Source organism: Octadecabacter antarcticus 307 (genome assembly GCF_000155675.2).
GTDB lineage: Bacteria > Pseudomonadota > Alphaproteobacteria > Rhodobacterales > Rhodobacteraceae > Octadecabacter > Octadecabacter antarcticus.
This window is the reverse complement of sequence record NC_020911.1, coordinates 2,610,186-2,626,832: the sequence shown is the minus strand read 5'-3', so window position 1 is coordinate 2,626,832 and position 16,647 is coordinate 2,610,186. Positions and strand designations below refer to the sequence as shown.

At 54.1% G+C, this 16,647-nt stretch carries 19 protein-coding genes and 3 pseudogenes; 12 read left to right on the top strand and 10 right to left on the bottom strand.

The window, feature by feature from the left end:
• Positions 1–2: 2 nt before the first annotated feature.
• Both OAN307_RS25300 and OAN307_RS28980 read right to left on the bottom strand, forming a co-directional pair.
• Entirely contained in the window at positions 3–365 is a 363-nt protein-coding gene (locus OAN307_RS25300) for a histidine phosphotransferase family protein (protein WP_275450654.1), read from the bottom strand.
• Between the two features lie 57 nt (positions 366–422).
• Positions 423–590 (bottom strand): hypothetical protein, encoded by a 168-nt coding sequence (locus OAN307_RS28980; RefSeq protein WP_187292463.1) that lies wholly within the window; start codon positions 588–590, stop codon positions 423–425.
• A 17-nt stretch (positions 591–607) separates the two neighbouring features.
• Between OAN307_RS28980 and OAN307_RS13250 the strand changes: the two genes are divergently transcribed.
• From OAN307_RS13250 to OAN307_RS13240, 3 genes are all read left to right on the top strand, one after another.
• Positions 608–787, top strand: coding sequence for a DUF3553 domain-containing protein (locus OAN307_RS13250; RefSeq protein ID WP_044043708.1), 180 nt, complete (start codon positions 608–610; stop codon positions 785–787).
• Between the two features lie 108 nt (positions 788–895).
• Positions 896–1,687: a GNAT family N-acetyltransferase gene (locus OAN307_RS13245; RefSeq protein ID WP_015500212.1), complete on the top strand. Its 792-nt coding sequence runs from the start codon at positions 896–898 to the stop codon at positions 1,685–1,687.
• Positions 1,671–2,513 (top strand): lysophospholipid acyltransferase family protein, encoded by an 843-nt coding sequence (locus OAN307_RS13240; RefSeq protein WP_015500211.1) that lies wholly within the window; start codon positions 1,671–1,673, stop codon positions 2,511–2,513. The genes OAN307_RS13245 and OAN307_RS13240 overlap by 17 nt, the downstream gene beginning before the upstream one ends.
• On the opposite strand, the gene OAN307_RS13235 is transcribed toward OAN307_RS13240, so the two are convergent.
• On the bottom strand, positions 2,484–3,122 hold the full coding sequence (locus tag OAN307_RS13235; RefSeq protein ID WP_015500210.1) for a thiamine phosphate synthase: 639 nt from the start codon (positions 3,120–3,122) through the stop codon (positions 2,484–2,486). The genes OAN307_RS13240 and OAN307_RS13235 overlap by 30 nt on opposite strands.
• A 93-nt stretch (positions 3,123–3,215) precedes the next feature.
• Between OAN307_RS13235 and OAN307_RS13230 the strand changes: the two genes are divergently transcribed.
• The 4 genes from OAN307_RS13230 to OAN307_RS13215 all read left to right on the top strand — a co-directional run bounded on the left by OAN307_RS13230 (position 3,216) and on the right by OAN307_RS13215 (position 7,321).
• The gene (locus tag OAN307_RS13230) at positions 3,216–3,953 is read left to right on the top strand and encodes an RNA methyltransferase (protein WP_015500209.1); all 738 of its coding nucleotides are present in this window, start codon (positions 3,216–3,218) and stop codon (positions 3,951–3,953) included.
• Positions 3,954–4,174: 221 nt separating this feature from the next.
• A complete protein-coding gene (gene ctaA, locus OAN307_RS13225; RefSeq protein ID WP_044044739.1) occupies positions 4,175–5,326 on the top strand; it encodes a heme A synthase in 1,152 nt (383 codons plus the stop codon).
• Between the two features lie 3 nt (positions 5,327–5,329).
• A complete protein-coding gene (locus tag OAN307_RS13220; protein ID WP_015500207.1) occupies positions 5,330–6,799 on the top strand; it encodes a carboxypeptidase M32 in 1,470 nt (489 codons plus the stop codon).
• 171 nt (positions 6,800–6,970) lie between these two features.
• Positions 6,971–7,321: a hypothetical protein gene (locus OAN307_RS13215; protein ID WP_015500206.1), complete on the top strand. Its 351-nt coding sequence runs from the start codon at positions 6,971–6,973 to the stop codon at positions 7,319–7,321.
• A 64-nt stretch (positions 7,322–7,385) separates the two neighbouring features.
• On the opposite strand, the gene OAN307_RS13210 is transcribed toward OAN307_RS13215, so the two are convergent.
• Positions 7,386–8,195 carry an enoyl-CoA hydratase gene (locus OAN307_RS13210; protein WP_015500205.1) on the bottom strand — a complete coding sequence of 270 codons (810 nt, stop codon included), beginning with the start codon at positions 8,193–8,195 and terminating at the stop codon, positions 7,386–7,388.
• 38 nt (positions 8,196–8,233) lie between these two features.
• Here OAN307_RS13210 and OAN307_RS13205 point away from each other — a divergent pair, with 38 nt between their 5' ends.
• The 5 genes and pseudogenes from OAN307_RS13205 to OAN307_RS13185 all read left to right on the top strand — a co-directional run bounded on the left by OAN307_RS13205 (position 8,234) and on the right by OAN307_RS13185 (position 11,518).
• Entirely contained in the window at positions 8,234–8,656 is a 423-nt protein-coding gene (locus OAN307_RS13205; RefSeq protein WP_044043703.1) for a PaaI family thioesterase, read from the top strand.
• 166 nt (positions 8,657–8,822) lie between these two features.
• Positions 8,823–9,287 carry a 50S ribosomal protein L13 gene (gene rplM, locus OAN307_RS13200; protein WP_015500203.1) on the top strand — a complete coding sequence of 155 codons (465 nt, stop codon included), beginning with the start codon at positions 8,823–8,825 and terminating at the stop codon, positions 9,285–9,287.
• Positions 9,287–9,787 carry a 30S ribosomal protein S9 gene (gene rpsI / locus OAN307_RS13195; protein ID WP_015500202.1) on the top strand — a complete coding sequence of 167 codons (501 nt, stop codon included), beginning with the start codon at positions 9,287–9,289 and terminating at the stop codon, positions 9,785–9,787. The genes rplM and rpsI overlap by 1 nt, the downstream gene beginning before the upstream one ends.
• Before the next feature lie 169 nt (positions 9,788–9,956).
• A complete protein-coding gene (locus OAN307_RS13190; RefSeq protein WP_015500201.1) occupies positions 9,957–10,538 on the top strand; it encodes a GIY-YIG nuclease family protein in 582 nt (193 codons plus the stop codon).
• Positions 10,539–10,546: 8 nt separating this feature from the next.
• Positions 10,547–11,518, top strand: a pseudogene (locus tag OAN307_RS13185) (IS5 family transposase).
• Here the strand turns inward: OAN307_RS13185 and OAN307_RS26460 are convergent.
• From OAN307_RS26460 to OAN307_RS13160, 6 genes and pseudogenes are all read right to left on the bottom strand, one after another.
• Positions 11,505–11,705 carry a transposase gene (locus OAN307_RS26460; RefSeq protein WP_083903001.1) on the bottom strand — a complete coding sequence of 67 codons (201 nt, stop codon included), beginning with the start codon at positions 11,703–11,705 and terminating at the stop codon, positions 11,505–11,507. The pseudogene OAN307_RS13185 and the gene OAN307_RS26460 overlap by 14 nt on opposite strands.
• 135 nt (positions 11,706–11,840) lie before the next feature.
• A pseudogene (locus OAN307_RS26455) lies at positions 11,841–12,026 on the bottom strand (IS3 family transposase); the annotation flags it as partial.
• 16 nt (positions 12,027–12,042) lie between these two features.
• Positions 12,043–13,095 carry an IS110 family RNA-guided transposase gene (locus OAN307_RS13180; protein ID WP_015498857.1) on the bottom strand — a complete coding sequence of 351 codons (1,053 nt, stop codon included), beginning with the start codon at positions 13,093–13,095 and terminating at the stop codon, positions 12,043–12,045.
• Between the two features lie 194 nt (positions 13,096–13,289).
• Positions 13,290–14,233 (bottom strand): annotated as a pseudogene (locus OAN307_RS13175) (IS3 family transposase); the annotation flags it as partial.
• 303 nt (positions 14,234–14,536) lie between these two features.
• The gene (locus tag OAN307_RS13165) at positions 14,537–15,901 is read right to left on the bottom strand and encodes an MATE family efflux transporter (RefSeq protein ID WP_015500200.1); all 1,365 of its coding nucleotides are present in this window, start codon (positions 15,899–15,901) and stop codon (positions 14,537–14,539) included.
• Positions 15,901–16,638, bottom strand: a complete 738-nt coding sequence (locus OAN307_RS13160) for an amino acid ABC transporter permease (RefSeq protein WP_015500199.1) — start codon at positions 16,636–16,638, stop codon at positions 15,901–15,903. The genes OAN307_RS13165 and OAN307_RS13160 overlap by 1 nt, the downstream gene beginning before the upstream one ends.
• Between the last annotated feature and the right edge of the window lie 9 nt (positions 16,639–16,647).

Here is a 16,647-nt window from a genome sequence, read left to right as displayed (position 1 = left end):
TTTCAAAAGCTGATAGTCACCCAATCGGTGCCATGGGTCAGGGTCAGGGTGCGCCCAGCCTCATGCGCCATTTCTGGCAGCAGTCCAAAGTGGACTTGGGCGGCACTAAGGTCGCTCTGATACGTGCCCTTGTTCAGCGGAAGCCAAAGGTCGGGATCAAGGGTCAGGCGATCGTGACTTGCAGTGATCTGCCAATTATTTTGATCCAAAGTGATTTCGATATCACCGCCCAGAGGCAGCGCTGTTTCCACGCACATCATCGACAAAAGTGCGGTTCGCACGTCAAGACGGGGCGGATCCCCCGCGACATTCCACGAATAACTCAGCCGACCGCCGCGGGCCATGGCCTCAAGCGTGCTGAGGATTTCGCCCCGTGAAACGGTTTGAGCGTGCGTCGCTGCACCAAAGGCCAGACGCAGGAATTAGATCTTGGCCGTGGCGTTTTCGACGCTTTCGGACACCAGCGCCATTTCGGGCCCTACTGCAACACCCGCGAGGCCGAGTAATTCAATCCCGTTGCCGATCGCGCCCAATGGGTTAATGAGGTCATGACAGATACGAGAGCCGATAAGGGCGTTAAGATTTGACAATTAGGAGCTCCGGATAAATGGCAGGGCCGTCAATTTTTGAACCCGGGATGATTGTAAAACACCCGACCCAGCCAGATTGGGGGTTGGGGCAGGTCCAGTCCGCTGTGGGCGGTAAGGTAACAATTAACTTTCGCGACGCCGGTAAGGTCGTCATCGACGAGGCGCAGATAAATCTCGTGATTGTGTCCTTTGGTTAATATACACGCAATAAGTGTACTGGGGCTTTCGGGGCCGCACAAGGGTTATGGTGTCTCTCATGGCGCGATACTGGCGCGTCGTTTGCGAAAAAGCCCAATGATATGAGAATGATACAGAAAAGTTACCGAGAAACGGCAAAGTCGACGTCTCAGTTTGCGGTGCGCTTGGCGCAAACTGCGGCTGACGTGCGCGAGGCGCAGGCGTTGCGGTATTGTGTGTTTGTTGACGAATTTGGTGCGGATGGTCCGCTGATTGATCATGATGCGCGTCTTGAGACGGATTGCTTTGATGATCACACGGAGCAGTTGTTGTTGCTTGATATGGCGCGCCGGGTGGGGGAGCGTGTTGTTGGTGTTTATCGATTGATGGACAGTCGCGGCGCCAAATCCGCAGGGCAATTTTATTCGCAAGGCGAATTTGATCTGGCCCCATTGATCGGGTCGCAGCGCACTTTACTGGAACTTGGACGGTCCTGTTTACACGTGGATTATCGTGGTGGCTCTGGCATGATGCATCTGTGGCAGGGGTTGGCTAAGATCGTGCGCGACCGCAAGATTGAGGTTTTGTTCGGCGTCGCCAGTTTTCGTGGTACTGATTTGGATGCTTTGACGCCGCCATTGTCACTTTTGCACCGCGATCATCTTGCGCCGCGCGATATTCGTGTACGATCCAACACATATGAAGCGTTGGATCGCGGCGTTATTCAGGACCGTGTTGGGGCTATGAAACAGGTGCCCGCACTCATCAAAGCTTACCTGCGGCTTGGTGGTTTTATCGGCGACGGCGCGTTTGTGGATCATGCGTTTAAAACAACGGATGTCTGTGTGATCTTGGACCTGGCGCGCATGAACCCACGACAGGCGGCGCTGTATGGAGCACGTGATGACCTGGACATCTGACGATTTGCCGCCATCCCACACGATCACGCCGATGGGCTGGGTGCGTGTCATATTGCGCGGTGTGGCGGTTGGGGTGGTGACGTTTGGCTGCTTGGCGTTGCTGTTATTGCTGCGCCTCATTGAACGACCGCTGTTCGGGCAGGGGCGGCCTGTGACACCTTACATCACCCAGTTTGTCTGTCGCACGGCGTTTGTACTGATGGGCATAGGCTATACCAGCATTGGCACACCGATGGCTGGTGCTGGGGCTGTTGTCGCGAACCATTCATCGTGGCTTGATATTTTTGCGCTGAATGCCGGCAAACGGATTTATTTTGTCAGCAAAGCTGAGGTTGCAGACTGGCCCGGCATTGGCTGGCTGGCCCGCGCCACAGGTGCCGTTTTCGTCGCACGTGATCGCACAAAGGCCGCCGCACAGGTCGACGTACTCCGTCAGCGGCTTGCCCACGGGCATAAGTTACTATTTTTTCCCGAAGGCACGTCGACGGACGGGTTACAGGTGTTGGTGTTCAAGCCAACGCTGTTTGCGGCGTTTTTTGATGCTGCGTTGCGCGACACGTTGGCGATACAGCCAGTGTCAGTTGTCTACCATGCACCGGTTGGCGTTGATTTACGCCACTACGGTTGGTGGGGGGAGATGGATTTTGTCCCGCATTTGCTGGCAACACTGGCGCAATCACCGCAAGGCAGCGTGACGGTGATTTATCATGATCCAGTTAAGGTCGCGGATTTTGGTGACCGCAAAGCACTGGCGGCGCATCTGGAACGTGTCGTGCGGGATGGACATGCAGATTATTTAGATCATTGCAGCGGCAAAGGTTCTTAGGGTCGCTGCGGGATCGTCAGAGGCCCAAACTTCATCACCGAACCCAAAGAAATCCGCATGCGGCGCAAAGGTGCGAATGAGGGCGTCGTCCAACGCACCTTCGGCAATGCAAGGCACTTCAATCATCTCAGACCACCACTGAAATAATTCCAGTTCGGCGCGATGGCCATTGCCCAAGTTGGTTTCACCAACAGGGCCAAAGCTGATGTAGTCCGCGCCCAGTTCGCAGGCCGTCATACCGTTGTGGCGTGACGCGTAGCAATTTGTGCCAATAATGGCATCGGCGCCTAGGTCTTTGCGCACGGTTTTGATCGTGCGGGCCGCGTCCGTAAGATGCACCCCGTCCAGACCAAGACGTTCAACCATCAACACATGGCTGTCGATCACCAGCGCCACATCGCGTTCGTGGGTGATCACGCGCAAGGCATCAGCGGATTTGGCGATGCGGATGTCATCTGTGGTGCCAAGTAACAGGCGCACACAGGCGATATCAACCGTATCAAGACAACGCGCGAGCAGATCTGGAAAAGTCGTGAGGTCAAACTCGGACGGGGTGATCAAATAGATCTGTGGCTGTTCTTTTTCGTCATCGGTCATGTCGTTGGTCATAATGAAGTCCTTTACGGGTCGGCCCGCTATAGCGCCCATGTTGCGTATTGAATAGGGGTGGGCTACGTCAGCGCTGAAATTTGGAGAGATGGCATGCCCACAGACGCCCCACAGCCCACGATTGTGCTGATCCGCCCGCAAATGGGTGAAAATATTGGCGCGGCTGCGCGTGCGATGTGGAATTTTGGGCTTGATCGGATGCGGATCGTGGCGCCGCGCGATGGATGGCCCAATCCGGCAGCTGTCGCCATGGCATCTGGCGCTGGTCGGCTTCTGGATGAGGCTGAGGTGTCCGATGATGTGGCGTCAGGGATCGCAGACCGAACCTATGTTTACGCAACGACAGCGCGCCCGCGCGAACTGACCAAACCGGTGTTTTCGCCCGAAGCGGCGATGCGGGATGCCGCCGCGCGGATCGCACGTGGTGAAAAGGTCGCAGTGATATTTGGGCCGGAACGGTCTGGGATGGACAACTCCGATATCGCCCATGCCAATGCGATTATCACCGTGCCGGTTAATCCGGATTTCCCGTCCCTAAACCTCGCCCAGTGCGTTTTGCTGGTTGGGTATGAATGGCGGCGTGCGGTTGCTGAGGTCGTGGATGTTGTCGTGCAGGGGCAAACCGTTGAACCCGCCGATCAACGCGATATCGAAGCTTTGGCGCGCCATTATGAAGATCGGTTGAACGATGCAGGGTTCTTTTATCCCGAGCACAAAGCGGACAGCATGAAGGTTAACCTGCGCAACCTGTGGAGCCGCATGCCAATGACGCGGGCGGACGTGCAAATGTTGCATGGCATGTTGCGCCAGTTGTTGCGTGGGAAGACCTGACGGGTCTGCGCGCGCCGAGGTCATGTTTGCGCGTGCCGCGAGCGGGGCGTACCTGCGGTGCGCAAGGAAACAAGGGGCGTTGCCCCCGTCGCGGTGCGACTCCCCTGGGATATCTTTGATATAAAGACAGCATGAGAGAAGGGGGTGTGGCGAATTGGTCTGGCGGGTTGCCGAGCGCCATGGCGCGGCATAAGTTCCAGCTCAGCAAAGCGAGGTATGAGATGGCGACCAAGGCGCGTAATATTTTTGAACATGTGAGCGACATCCAAAAGCCCTTGGCAGCCCCTGGCGGGATCGATGCGCGCGCAAAAGGCGCACGCGGGCCGATCCGTGTTTGGCTGATGATGTTGTTCGCGCTGGTGGTTGCAATAATCACCGTGGGTGGGCTAACGCGGCTGACGGATAGTGGACTGTCGATCACCGAATGGGCGCCTGTGTCTGGCATGTTGCCGCCGCTGAATGCCGCCGGCTGGGAGTCCGAATTTGCGGCTTACAAGCTGATACCGGAATATATTGAACAGAACGCTGGCATGTCGATGTCCGAGTTCAAAGTAATCTATTATTGGGAATGGGGGCATCGCCAGTTGGGGCGTGTCATCGGCCTCGTCTGGGCATTGGGGTTCTTTTATTTTCTAGCACGGCGCCAAATTCCTGTCGGTTGGACCGGGCGATTGGTGCTGATTGGGGCAATGGGTGGATTGCAGGGCGCGATCGGCTGGTGGATGGTGTCATCAGGCCTAGAGGCCGGGATGGTCGATGTGGCTTCTTATCGCCTCGCCACGCACCTTGGCCTTGCGTTTGTCATCCTCGGGTTCATTGCATGGTATGTATTTTTGCTGGGCCGCCGAGAGGCGGATTTGATGCGGGCGCGGCGTGTTGGGGATGTGGAGTTGTTCAGGCTGTCCACGGGATTGATGTATTTTGTCTTCTCGCAGATTATCCTTGGCGCATTGGTGGCTGGAATCGACGCAGGGCGTGATTTCCCAAACTGGCCGCTGATGACCACAGGCACGGGAGCAAGCTTTTTCCCGCCAGATCCATTCCAGATCACCCCGCTGTGGCGCAATTTCTTTGAAGACGCGGGGCTGGTGCAATTTATCCACCGCATGTCTGCCTACTTACTGTTCATTTTCACCGTGCTTGTCTGGTTACGTGGGCGCAAATCGTCTAACAATCAGACGCGGGTCGTGTTCAATTTTATGATGGTGGTCATGACGCTGCAGATGGTTATTGGCGTTGTGACGGTTTTGTATTCCGCACCTGCCAACATCGCGATTGTGCACCAATTTACAGCAATCCTGTTGTGGGTCGCTGTTTTACGTGCGCAATATTTGTCGCGCTATCCGATCCCCCAATTCATTAGAGGACGATAAACCATGGCTGCTTATGATGATCTGATGGCGTTCCAGCGCGAGACCGAAGCATTGTCACAAGTGGCTGGTCGTTTGGGGTGGGATCAAGAGACGATGATGCCGCGCGATGCCGCCCCCCAGCGCGGGGAAGAAATGGCCGCGATGGAGGCAGTGTTACATGCGCGGCGCACCGATCTAAAGGTCGCCGATTGGCTGGCTGAGGCTGAAACCAGCGGTGAGGTCGAGGTTGCGCAGTTGCGCCATATCCGGCGGTCATTCGAGCGTGCCAGTAAGGTTCCGGCGAAACTTGCCAGCGAAATTGCGCGGGTGACGTCTGAGGCTCAGGGAAAATGGGCAGAGGCGCGTGCGGCCGATGATTTCAAGGCGTTCGCGCCTGTGTTGAAAGAGGTCGTGTCGCTGAAGCGCGAAGAGGGGGCTGCGCTGTCAGCGGGCGGTGATGTTTACGACGCCATGCTCGATGATTACGAGGCTGGCGCGACGGAGGTAGAATTGTCGGCGATGTTTGTAGCGTTGCGCCCGCGTTTGGTTGCGTTACGCGCGGCTGTGTTGGATGCGCCAGCGCCTGCCGCTTTGTCAGGGAAATTCGATGAAGGCGCGCAGATGAAACTTAGCCGTAAGATTTCCAAGACATTTGGCTATGACATGGCGAAGGGGCGCGTTGATAAGGCGGTGCATCCGTTTTCCAGCGGCTCGGGTCTTGATGTGAGGATCACCACGCGCACATCTGAAACTGATCCGTTTAATTGCTTGTATTCGACCATTCATGAGGTTGGCCATGCAGCCTATGAGCAGGGCATCAATCCCGACTACCTGCTGACCCCGTTGGGGCAGGGCGTGTCGATGGGCGTGCATGAAAGCCAGAGCCGCATCTATGAGAACCAGATCGGGCGGGGGCGTGCATTTACCGGTTGGCTATATGGTCAGATGCGAGACGCATTCGGTGATTTTGGCATTGCAGATGAGGATGCGTTTTACGCAACAGTCAACCGCGTCGAAAATGGTTATATCCGGACCGAGGCTGATGAGGTGCAGTATAACCTGCACGTTATGCTGCGCTTTGATCTGGAACGCGCGATCATCGCATGCGATATCGAGGTCGATGATCTTGAGGCGGCTTGGAACGAACGGTTTGAGGCTGATTTTGGTTTTGCCGTTGATAAGGCGAGCAATGGTGTTTTGCAGGATGTGCATTGGTCAGTCGGGCTGTTCGGCTATTTTCCGACCTATAGCTTGGGCAATGTTTATGCTGGTTGTCTGAACGACGCCATGCGCACAGCAGTGCCCGATGTGGACGTCGCTTTGGCGCACGGTGACACGTCCCATGCGACAAGTTGGTTGCGCGATAATGTGCAACAACACGGCGGGCTTTATACTCCGCGTGAGGTTATCGAGAAGGCCTGCGGTACGGCCCCATCGGAGGCGCCATTGCTGGCCTACCTCGAGGAAAAGTTTAACGGCCTTTACGGGCTCTAGTGGGATGGACCGGCGGGAGGCGATCTTGGGCTCGCCGTCACGCAGACACTAGGATGCGGCTGTTTATATTACCTGTTTGCGGCGTTGATCGTGTAATGGAATGCTGATCTGGGCTGATCGAATGCCACACTGGCGTTAGGGCCGACGTTTGCGATTATTCTGGCAGGGGTGTTGTCGCCGTTTGTCGGGCGGTTGGTCGATAAAGGCTGGTCGCGCGCGCCGCGCAGCTTGTGGTTCAGGATTTTGGGCGGATTTTTGGCGCTGCTGTCCCTTAACCACTGGATGCTGATAGCCTTTGTGATCCCTGTGTTCACGGATCTGGGTGCAGCGCCGCCCGTGGCGGTGTTGGCCACATCGATCATCGGGCCCACGCAGGTTGTGGGGCGGCTAGTTTTGATGCGCCTTGATGAAAGGAACACCAACTGGCGCACATTGATGTTGTGCCTGACGGGCATATTGGTGGGCGTTGTCGCGTTGCGGTTGGCGGTGTCATGTTTGGCATCGGTGCGGCGCAAGCGTTGATCGCGTTAAGCGCCGTTCTAATCACGCTGAGGTTTATTGGCGTGTCAGTGTTGCGCTGTGTTTACTACCAATCCGGATCGCGCTTTTCAAGGAAGGCGTTGATGCCTTCGCTGGTTTGGGCATCCATCATATTTTCGACCATGCGCGCGCCCGTGTAGGCGTAAGCGTCGGCAGTGGTCATCTGTGCTTGTGCGTAAAACGCCTGTTTGCCTGTTTTTACGGCAATGGGCAATTTGTTGGCAATGGTCTGGGCAAGCGCGCGGGTTTCTCTGGCGAGATCTCCGTCAGCGACTGATTTATTGATGAGGCCCAGCGTTTGCGCCTCAACAGCGCCGATGAATCGCCCCGTTGTGAGCATTTCGAACGCCTGTTTGCGGGCAATATTGCGGGTTAATGCCACCATAGGGGTCGAACAAAACAACCCAATGTTGACGCCGTTGACGCCGAATTTACAGCTATGCGCAGCCACCGCCAGATCACAGGTGGCGACCAGTTGGCAGCCTGCGGCAGTGGCAATGCCGTGGACCTGTGCAATGACAGGTTGGGGGAGGGACTGGATTGCCTGCATCATGGTCGCACAGCGGTCGAACAGATCACCAAAATCCGTCGCACCACCGTCCGCATTTTGCCGTGCGGCCTGCATTTCACGCAGATCATGGCCGGCGCTAAACGCTTTGCCAGCGCCAGACAAGATCACGACGCTGGTCTCTTGATCAACCATCAGGCTGTCAAATTGCGATTGCAACGCAGCGATCATTCCATCGCTCAGGGCGTTCAGCCGATCAGGTGCGGTCATTTCGATGTGGGCGATACCGTTTGCGTCGGTGCGGGTCAGGTGGGGCATCTTGTGTCTCGCGTTGGGGGCCAAGCTCATTTACAAATCAAGTGTAGGTTGTGGGATTGAGGATTGCTATGGAAATGAAGATGGACATTGCAGCGCTACAGGCGTTTTTGGTACGCGATTTCCCGCAGGCCGCCGGTGATTTCGAATTTGTTGCCGTCGCACCGCCGTTTGTGACCATGGCGCTGATCGCGTCCGATAAGCACTTGCGACCCGGCGGCACTGTTTCGGGTCCATCGATGTTCGGATTGGCAGATGTCTGCGCCTATTTTTGCATTCTAGCAGCGCTTGGGCCCGTGGCCTTGGCCGTCACCACAAATTGTTCGATCGATTTTATGCGTAAACCTTTAGCGGGTCGATTGCTGTGCCGGATGGAGCTGCTGAAGCTTGGCCGCGCGTTGGCGGTCTGCGAAGGGCGTATATTCAGTGATGCCGCGCCAGATAAAATTGTTGCGCGCGCGTCGCTGACCTATTCGATACCGCCAAATTCTTAAATTTTATGGGGTAAAATGATACCGTTTTATTAAGTGTCTGAAAAGGCTTGCTTTATTGCGCTTCTTGACGCTTGACTGCACGACAGACCCAGCTATAACCGCCAAATCAAATATCGGATTACCACCAATCTTTTTTGGGGCTGGTCCAAACACTTAGGAATTACCGATGAAAACCTTCTCTGCTACTCCGGCAGATATCGAGAAGAAATGGATCCTGGTTGACGCTGAAGGCGTTATCTTGGGCCGTCTTGCTTCCGTTATCGCCATGCGTCTGCGCGGCAAGCATAAGCCGTCTTTTACACCGCACATGGATATGGGCGACAACGTGATTGTCATCAACGCTGAAAAAATCCAGCTGACCGGCAACAAGCGTGACAAGCCGAACTATTGGCACACTGGCACCGTTGGTGGCATCAAGTCCCGTACAACCGGTGAGATTCTTGAGGGCAAGCACCCCGAGCGTGTCGTCATGCAAGCCGTCAAGCGCATGCTTCCTGGCAACCGTTTGTCCCGCGTGCAGATGACACACCTGCGTGTGTTCGCCGGCACAGAGCACGGTATGGAAGCTCAAAAGCCCGAGGTTCTCGACGTTGCGTCGATGAACAAAAAGAATACGAGGACACAAAGCTAATGGCCGATCAAGTAAACTCCCTCGAAGAACTGGGCCAAGTTGCAGGCAGCATCGAAACTGTCGACGCGGCACCTGCGATCACAACCATCCAACGCGAAGTCGTTAAAGACGCGCTTGGTCGCTCGTACGCCACCGGTAAGCGTAAAGATGCAGTTGCCCGTGTCTGGATCAAACCAGGGTCCGGCAAGGTCATCGTCAACGGTCGCGACCAAACGGTCTATTTCGCACGCCCAGTGTTGCGCATGATCTTGTTGCAGCCGTTCGAAGTGTCCGGCGTTGCTGGTCAGTTTGACGTCATGGCAACTGTCAAAGGCGGCGGCCTGTCCGGTCAAGCTGGTGCGGTTAAGCACGGCATTTCCAAGGCGCTACAATTGTTCGACCCGACCTTGCGTGCAGCCCTAAAGGCCGCCGGTTTCATCACCCGCGACAGCCGTGTTGTTGAACGTAAAAAGTACGGTAAAGCGAAAGCCCGTAAGAGCTTCCAGTTTTCCAAGCGCTAAGTACGAACGAGCGTATTATACAATTAAAACAAAGGGTTCGCATTTTGCGAGCCCTTTTTTTATGGCTAGCAGATTAGTAGCAGCGCTTTGATATCATTGACGTATTGAATTAGTGAAATTAGCATAACGATAGCATTTACAGCATGTTTGGAGTGGGACACAAAAAAAGATGGCCACAGTTTATGTACTTACAAATCCAGCTTTTGAAAATTATGTGAAGATTGGTAGAACGACGAATTTAGTTCAGCGCCTGCGTCAGCTTGACAATACAAGTGTACCGTTACCGTTTAGATGTGTTTATGCCGTTGAAGTTGAAGACGAAGCAGAAGTTGAAAAACTTGTACATCAAGCGTTTGCTGATCACAGAACACGAACGACGCGCGAGTTTTTTGAAATTGATCCACAGCGCGTAATTGCTGCTCTTAAGCTAACACGTGGACTAGATGTTACGCCAAAAGGTGACATTGCAGAGGACGAAGAGGGCATAAAAGCGCTCGAAAAAGCAACACGTAGGCCACGTAAAACATTTAAACTGACTGATGCTGGTTTGAAAATTGGCGATATTATAAATTATTCGAACAACGAAAAAATTACTGCACAAGTAGTTAGTGAAAAAAAGATATTGTTTGAAAGTGAGGAAACAAGCTTGAGTAAGTCAGCACTGAAACTGCTGCATCGGGACGGATACACATGGCTTTGTTGCACAAATAGTCTCGTATCAGGGATTCATGTTGTAAATCCAGCATGGTAGCTGGCGTCATGAGTAAACCTATCGCCCCGATTTACCGCACGAGGAACTGGCCTGAGTATAACAAGGCCCTGAAGCGACGCGGGTCACTGACCATTTGGTTTAACCCAGAGGTCACTTGGAAAGCTGCGCCTACCGTTGCCCGGCAGTGGTTTGTTTGCAAACCATGAGAGGGGGGCAAACGGGGCCGCCAGCCACGCTATAGCGATGCGGCGATCCAAGCCTGTCTCACGTTGAAAGTGCTGTTCGGAATGCCTTTGAGGCAGGCGACGGGCTTTGTGGAAAGCCTGTTGAAATTGATCGACCTTGACTGGGAGGTCCCAGACTTCAGCACGTTATGTCGGCGTCAGAAAAGGCTATCGGTTACCATCCCGTATCAGGGCTCAAAGGGCCCGCTAAACCTCCTTATCGACAGTACCGGCATCAAAGTTGAGGGCGAAGGTGAGTGGAACGCTCGCAAGCATGGCGGGCCGAAACGTCGGGTGTGGCGCAAGATACATATAGGGATTGATGAAGAAACGTTGGAGATACGCGCGGTCGAAGTGACGAGTAGCAGCATTGGAGACCCACCCATGTTGCCCAACCTTCTCGGTCAGATCACACCAGATCAGAAGATTGGCAGTGTCACAGCAGATGGGGCATATGACACCCGCAAATGCCATGATGCGATTGCGGCCCGCAATGCCCGTGCTGTCATCCCGCCACGCAAGAATGCCAAGCTATGGAAGCCGGATACGCTGGGGGCCAGAGCCCGAAACGAAGCGGTACAGTCCTCAAAGGATCTCGGCCGCGCTCAATGGCGTCGCTTGAGCGGATACCACCGCAGGAGTCGTGTTGAGACAAAGATGCATTGTTTGAAACTACTCGGGCAGCGCCTGGCCGCACGAGACTTTGACCGGCAAGTTGCGGAAGTCCAAATCCGTGCCGCGATACTCAACGGCTTCACCGCCCTTGGCATCCCAAACACCGTTACTGTAGGCTGAATCCGTCAGGGGTCAGGGGAAGCACGCCATAAGGGCGATTTGTGCAACAAAGCCGCCACGTCTTCAGCTGTGGACCAGTAATCCCGAGCTCCTTGGCAACGCAGCCTTGCGTCGCCCCAGGCTCGTACAGTCGCTCAACTGCCCCGGCCTTATAATCGTCTGTGTACTTCCGCCGCTGTTGTCCCATTTGGTGCCCCTTTCACGGACAGGGGTAAAGTACCCCAATGTCCGGGAACAGGGACGAAGTTCAATACGTGTGACGCTACATCAGGTCGTGTGCCACTTGGACTTGTCACGCTTACGTTCCGGTCTCTGAACTCTTTTATGCGGCCTTTCGTTCAAATGCCAAGGGGCTTTTACCACCTAGCGACGAGTGCCTGCGCCTTGGATTATAAAATCCGTTGATATACTGGAATATAGCACCTTCTGCCTGACGGCGTGTATCCCATCGGTTACGCCAGATCAGCTCAGCCTTGATGGATTTAAAGAACGTCTCAACCATAGAGTTGAAGCTCCTATATTCGTCAAGCAGCAATTTTGATGGTTTGTGGCACGCAGAGTTGGCTGTAAATCTCCCGGACGATGTAACGCTTCAGGCATCGAATGATTTCGCTTTTGCTTTTGCCATCTTTCGTACGTTTTTTGACATAAGCAAGCGTCGGTTCGTGGCTGCGCATCCTGACGATGGCGACACGGTAGAGCGCAGCGTTGGCTTGTCTGTTTCCTCCTCTGTTGAGACGGAAACGGTGCGTTTTCCCACTTGATGCAGGGATGGGACAAACGCCACAGAGTTTGGCAAATGCAGCCTCAGATCGGATGCGCGTGGGATCATCGCCAACGAGGATTAGCATCTCTGCGACTGTCATTGTCGCAATTCCGTGGGATTGCATCAGGTCCGGAGCGCGTTTGATGACAAGTCGCTCCAGTTCTTTATCGTGACCCAGAATCTCTTCATGTAGCAATAGCCACCGTCGTGCCAAAGCTCGCATGGCTGCTTTGGCAGAAGCTAATGTATTAAGTATATCACCGGGTCTGAAGGCCGCGATATGCCGGATCAATCCGATCTTACCTTTGATCTGATCCAGTACTTCACGCAGATCAGCTGGTGCATTGATGATCAGTGTTTTCAGGGTCACCATCGCCTGTGAACGTGACTTAACAGCCGTGTCACGGGCTATCTTCAGATGCCTGATCATCTCCGACGATCCCGTTTGGGTTTTAGGGCGGGAATTTGCCTGTCCAGATAAAACTGACCGAGCGGCACCTTCTGCGTCGAGGCTGTCGGTCTTGCCTTGAGTATAGCGCAGCTGGCGATTGGGTCTCGTAACCTCAACAACATGGTGCCCTTGTGCAAGCAAGCAGCGCGATAGACCGGCACCGTAAGAGCCCGTCCCTTCGATTCCAAAAGCTTGGACATGACCCAGGCCACAAGACCAGCGTTCCAGTTCCAGATATCCCTTTGAGTTCGCAGGGATGGAAAGTGCTGCTAGGCGGGTGCCTTGCGTATCAATCGCGACAGCAACATGTGTTGCCTTATGCGTATCGATGCCGATGATAATTGGATGTCTGATCTTCATGTTGTCCCCTTAGGTTGAGAATGCCCAGGCAACATTCTGAGAGGACAGGACTGTGATGGGGCGTCCCCGTCATGCTCCTATGAGGTCACATCTCACCCGTCGCCGGGGCGACTTGACGGTCGACACGTCAATACAATGACACGCAGTCAATCGTAACATGGGTCAGGCCATCAAGCCGCAATACCATACTCACAATCATAACAATTTCCCTTGCCGCTCATCGAGATCTTGAAGCCGTGCTTGGACAGGCGCTTCTGATACTCATTTGAGCAATATTGCGAACCACGATCCGTATGGTGAATGCAATCCTCCGGTGGTTGGCGCAAAGCAACGGCCATATCTAACGCCCGGATTGCCAGATCCTTCTTCATGCGGTTACTGACAGCCCAGCCGATGACGCGGCGAGAATACAGGTCAAGGATGACGGCAAGATACAGCCAGCCCTCACTTGTCCAGATGTAGCTGATGTCGCCAGCCCATTTCTGATTGGGGCCAGTCGCTGAGAAATCTTGATCCAACAGATTTGGTGCGATGTTGAACGTGTGGTTGCTGTCCGTTGTCGCCTTGTACTTCTGGGTTCTGATGATCTTGATGCCATTCTCGCCCATCAGACGTCCGACCCTACGATGGCCCACCTTCAATCCCAATTCTTGCAGTTCCTCGGTCATCCGAGGCCGCCCATAGCTTTGCAGGCTTAAGCGATGCTGTTCACGGATATGAGCTAGGATCACCATATCATCTCGTTGTCGCTGGCTCATCGGGCGAACCCGCCACGCGCGGAAACCACGTGATGTGACCCGCATAACGCGGCACAGAAACTCAACTGGCCATTCTTCTTTCCAGACGTCGATGAAAGCAAACCTCACCGGCTTTGGCCTGCAAAGAAGATCGCCGCCTTTTTTAACACTTCCCTCTCCTCGCGCAGCAGACGGACTTCCTTGCGAAGCCGCGTGTTCTCCTTCTCAACGTCTTGATGCGGTCCTGACATCAGGTCATCGTGTTGATGCTGTTGAACCCATTTGTTCAGCGTCGAAAGCCCAACCCCTAAATCTGATGAAAGTTGAGGCCGCGTTAACCCACTCGTCGTCGCCATGCGCACCGCATCACGCCGAAACTCATCTGTGTATCTCTTTGCCATTCTCTATCTCCTTCATAGCAAACATTGCTCGAAAGAGACGGGAACTAAACCGTGACAAGACCAACTATCAGATGGCGGCGGTTGAGACTAGTAATGAAGTGATGGGGCTTTACGGGCCCCAGTCAATCCGGCCCGTTCTCTGATCCGCCGCCAGCCAAAGTCATCTCCTCGCGGATGGATTCAAGAGCAACCTTGGCCTTAAAATCGGGCGAGCGGTTCTTTCGTTTCTTCATTTTGGATTACTTCTTTCGTCATGTGATCAACCTTAGAAAATGGTCTAAATTCTCGCGACTACCTCTGTTTTCAAGCTGGTTTCAACAAGCCGCCCATGGTTGCCCGAGCCACACGCTGTGCCACGACAAGCGATAGGACCCAACCGCTTGTGACGGCGGTTGCGATCCCCAGCCAGACACCCCAGACGCTGAAATCCAGCACGCTTATGAACATCCACACAAAGAATGCGACACCAAAACCTTGACGGTAGATGCTGATCCAAAGCGTCCAGATAGGCCTCTTAAGCGCTTGTAGGAGCGAGTTGATTGAGAACAGCATCATGTAAATGGGGAACAGAAATGCGTCGACCCGCAAATAGCTGAAACCAACGCGGATGACCTCTGGATCGTCCGAAAACAACGATATCGCTTTTCCACCACCAAATAGGAGGATCGGGGTTGCAATCAGGGTCATCGCTAACCCGGTCTTCCAACAAAACAGCACTGCCGCGCGGACGCGATCGAAGTCTTTCGCGCCAAAATTTTGTCCTGCGATTGGCAACAAGGCGCCTGTCATGCCGAGGACAGGTAGCAACAGGATTTGTTCGATCCGCAGCGCAATACCGTATGCCGCGACCGCATGCCCACCAAAACCCTTGAGCGCGAATTGCACCACAAACCCTGACACGAACATAACCATCATCGCTGAACTGGCAGGGATTAGTTGCCCAATAATTTGCATAAAGCTGGCGCGGTCTGGCCAGAATGCGCTAAGGTTAACAGATTGCATCGTCTCAAGTTTCAGGATGCGCGTGATGATAAATACCATGACGCCTGTCTGGCTAATGATCGTGGCGACAGCGATACCGTTAAAGCCCATGCCGTTCCAAATGCCATCAATCCCGAACATCAGAATCGGATTTAGCCCAATATTGACGAAGAATGCCACCATCATTGCCCGTTGCATTGTGCGACTATCGCCATGCGCTTGCAAAATACCGTTGCCGCCGTAGGCGAGGAAAAAGCCGGGCAAGGCAAAGATCAGAAACTTGAAGTAACCCAAAGCAGCATCACGGTAAGCGCCCGGTTCAGAGACTAGGTTGATCAGCAATGGTCCGATAAACCAACCGATAATCATTGATGCCAAAGTCGCGATTATACCGAAGGATATACCTTGTACGGCAAGGCGTTGGGTCTGTGAACTGTCACCGCTGCCTTTGGCATTCGACACCAACGCGCTGAGCGCGGAACTGAGGCCAAAGCCGATTGCCATCAAGACAAAGAAGGCTTGGTATCCGATGGCAAGGCCAGCTTGCGCGTCTGTCGACAATCGCCCTGCCCAATAAACGTCGACGACGTTATATAACGTCGCAAAGAGCATTCCAAATGCAGCGGGGATCGCAAGAGTACGAAAGTGGGTCGCGATCGCACCCTTTGTCAGATCATCTGTTTGCATCAGGTGTCGCTAGCTTTCAGGCGTCGTTCGAACCAGCGCACGCCAGCAGAAACAATGAGGATAAGGAAAAGGTATTGTAGAACCAAAACGCTATAGATTTCGAGGGGCCGGTATTCCGATACAACCAACTCATTGGCCCTGCGTGTCAGTTCCTGCAACCCGATAACTGAGACCAGCGACGACATCTTAAGCATGTAAACGAGTTGGTTGCCGAGAGCAGGCAGGATTCGTCGGATCGCTTGAGGTAAGATAATGTAGCGCATTGTGTCGCGATAATTCAGGGAGACAGACTGCGCCGCCTCGTATTGGCCACGCCCGATGGACTGGATACCCGCCCGAAAAATCTCAGCTTGAAAGGCACTATCGCTGAGAGCTAATGCTAACACGCCAGACCAAAATACGCTAAGTGTGATGCCCGAAACTGTCGGAAGCCCGTAATAGACCCAAAGGATCAGCACGAGGATTGGCACTGAGCGGACGATTTCAACATAAGTCCTGTTGAACATGCGCCAGCCACGTTTTTCCGACAGGCCCGGAAGAGCAATAAGAAGGCCCAAAACGACCGAAATCAAGATCGAAGTGACCGAAATCAAGATCGTGTAGTACGCGCCAAACGCCATAAATTTTAGATTGGTCCAGCCAGACGACGTTGTAGGGTCGACCACATACCAGCCCCAATTGCCGGAACAGCCAGAAAGCAGAAGCAACATTAGGCCGAGGGTTAGGAATTTTTTCAAGGTCATTCA

What these genes read in the sequence shown, in the direction of transcription:
- OAN307_RS13250 (WP_044043708.1), top strand. Translation starts at nt 608, where the DNA reads ATGGCAGGGCCGTCAATTTTTGAACCCGGGATGATTGTAAAACACCCG.
- OAN307_RS13245 (WP_015500212.1), top strand. Translation starts at nt 896, where the DNA reads ATGATACAGAAAAGTTACCGAGAAACGGCAAAGTCGACGTCTCAGTTT.
- OAN307_RS13240 (WP_015500211.1), top strand. Translation starts at nt 1,671, where the DNA reads ATGACCTGGACATCTGACGATTTGCCGCCATCCCACACGATCACGCCG.
- OAN307_RS13235 (WP_015500210.1), bottom strand. Translation starts at nt 3,122, where the DNA reads ATGACCAACGACATGACCGATGACGAAAAAGAACAGCCACAGATCTAT.
- OAN307_RS13230 (WP_015500209.1), top strand. Translation starts at nt 3,216, where the DNA reads ATGCCCACAGACGCCCCACAGCCCACGATTGTGCTGATCCGCCCGCAA.
- ctaA (WP_044044739.1), top strand. Translation starts at nt 4,175, where the DNA reads ATGGCGACCAAGGCGCGTAATATTTTTGAACATGTGAGCGACATCCAA.
- OAN307_RS13220 (WP_015500207.1), top strand. Translation starts at nt 5,330, where the DNA reads ATGGCTGCTTATGATGATCTGATGGCGTTCCAGCGCGAGACCGAAGCA.
- OAN307_RS13210 (WP_015500205.1), bottom strand. Translation starts at nt 8,195, where the DNA reads ATGAGCTTGGCCCCCAACGCGAGACACAAGATGCCCCACCTGACCCGC.
- OAN307_RS13205 (WP_044043703.1), top strand. Translation starts at nt 8,234, where the DNA reads ATGGAAATGAAGATGGACATTGCAGCGCTACAGGCGTTTTTGGTACGC.
- rplM (WP_015500203.1), top strand. Translation starts at nt 8,823, where the DNA reads ATGAAAACCTTCTCTGCTACTCCGGCAGATATCGAGAAGAAATGGATC.
- rpsI (WP_015500202.1), top strand. Translation starts at nt 9,287, where the DNA reads ATGGCCGATCAAGTAAACTCCCTCGAAGAACTGGGCCAAGTTGCAGGC.
- OAN307_RS13190 (WP_015500201.1), top strand. Translation starts at nt 9,957, where the DNA reads ATGGCCACAGTTTATGTACTTACAAATCCAGCTTTTGAAAATTATGTG.
- OAN307_RS26460 (WP_083903001.1), bottom strand. Translation starts at nt 11,705, where the DNA reads ATGGGACAACAGCGGCGGAAGTACACAGACGATTATAAGGCCGGGGCA.
- OAN307_RS13180 (WP_015498857.1), bottom strand. Translation starts at nt 13,095, where the DNA reads ATGAAGATCAGACATCCAATTATCATCGGCATCGATACGCATAAGGCA.
- OAN307_RS13165 (WP_015500200.1), bottom strand. Translation starts at nt 15,901, where the DNA reads ATGCAAACAGATGATCTGACAAAGGGTGCGATCGCGACCCACTTTCGT.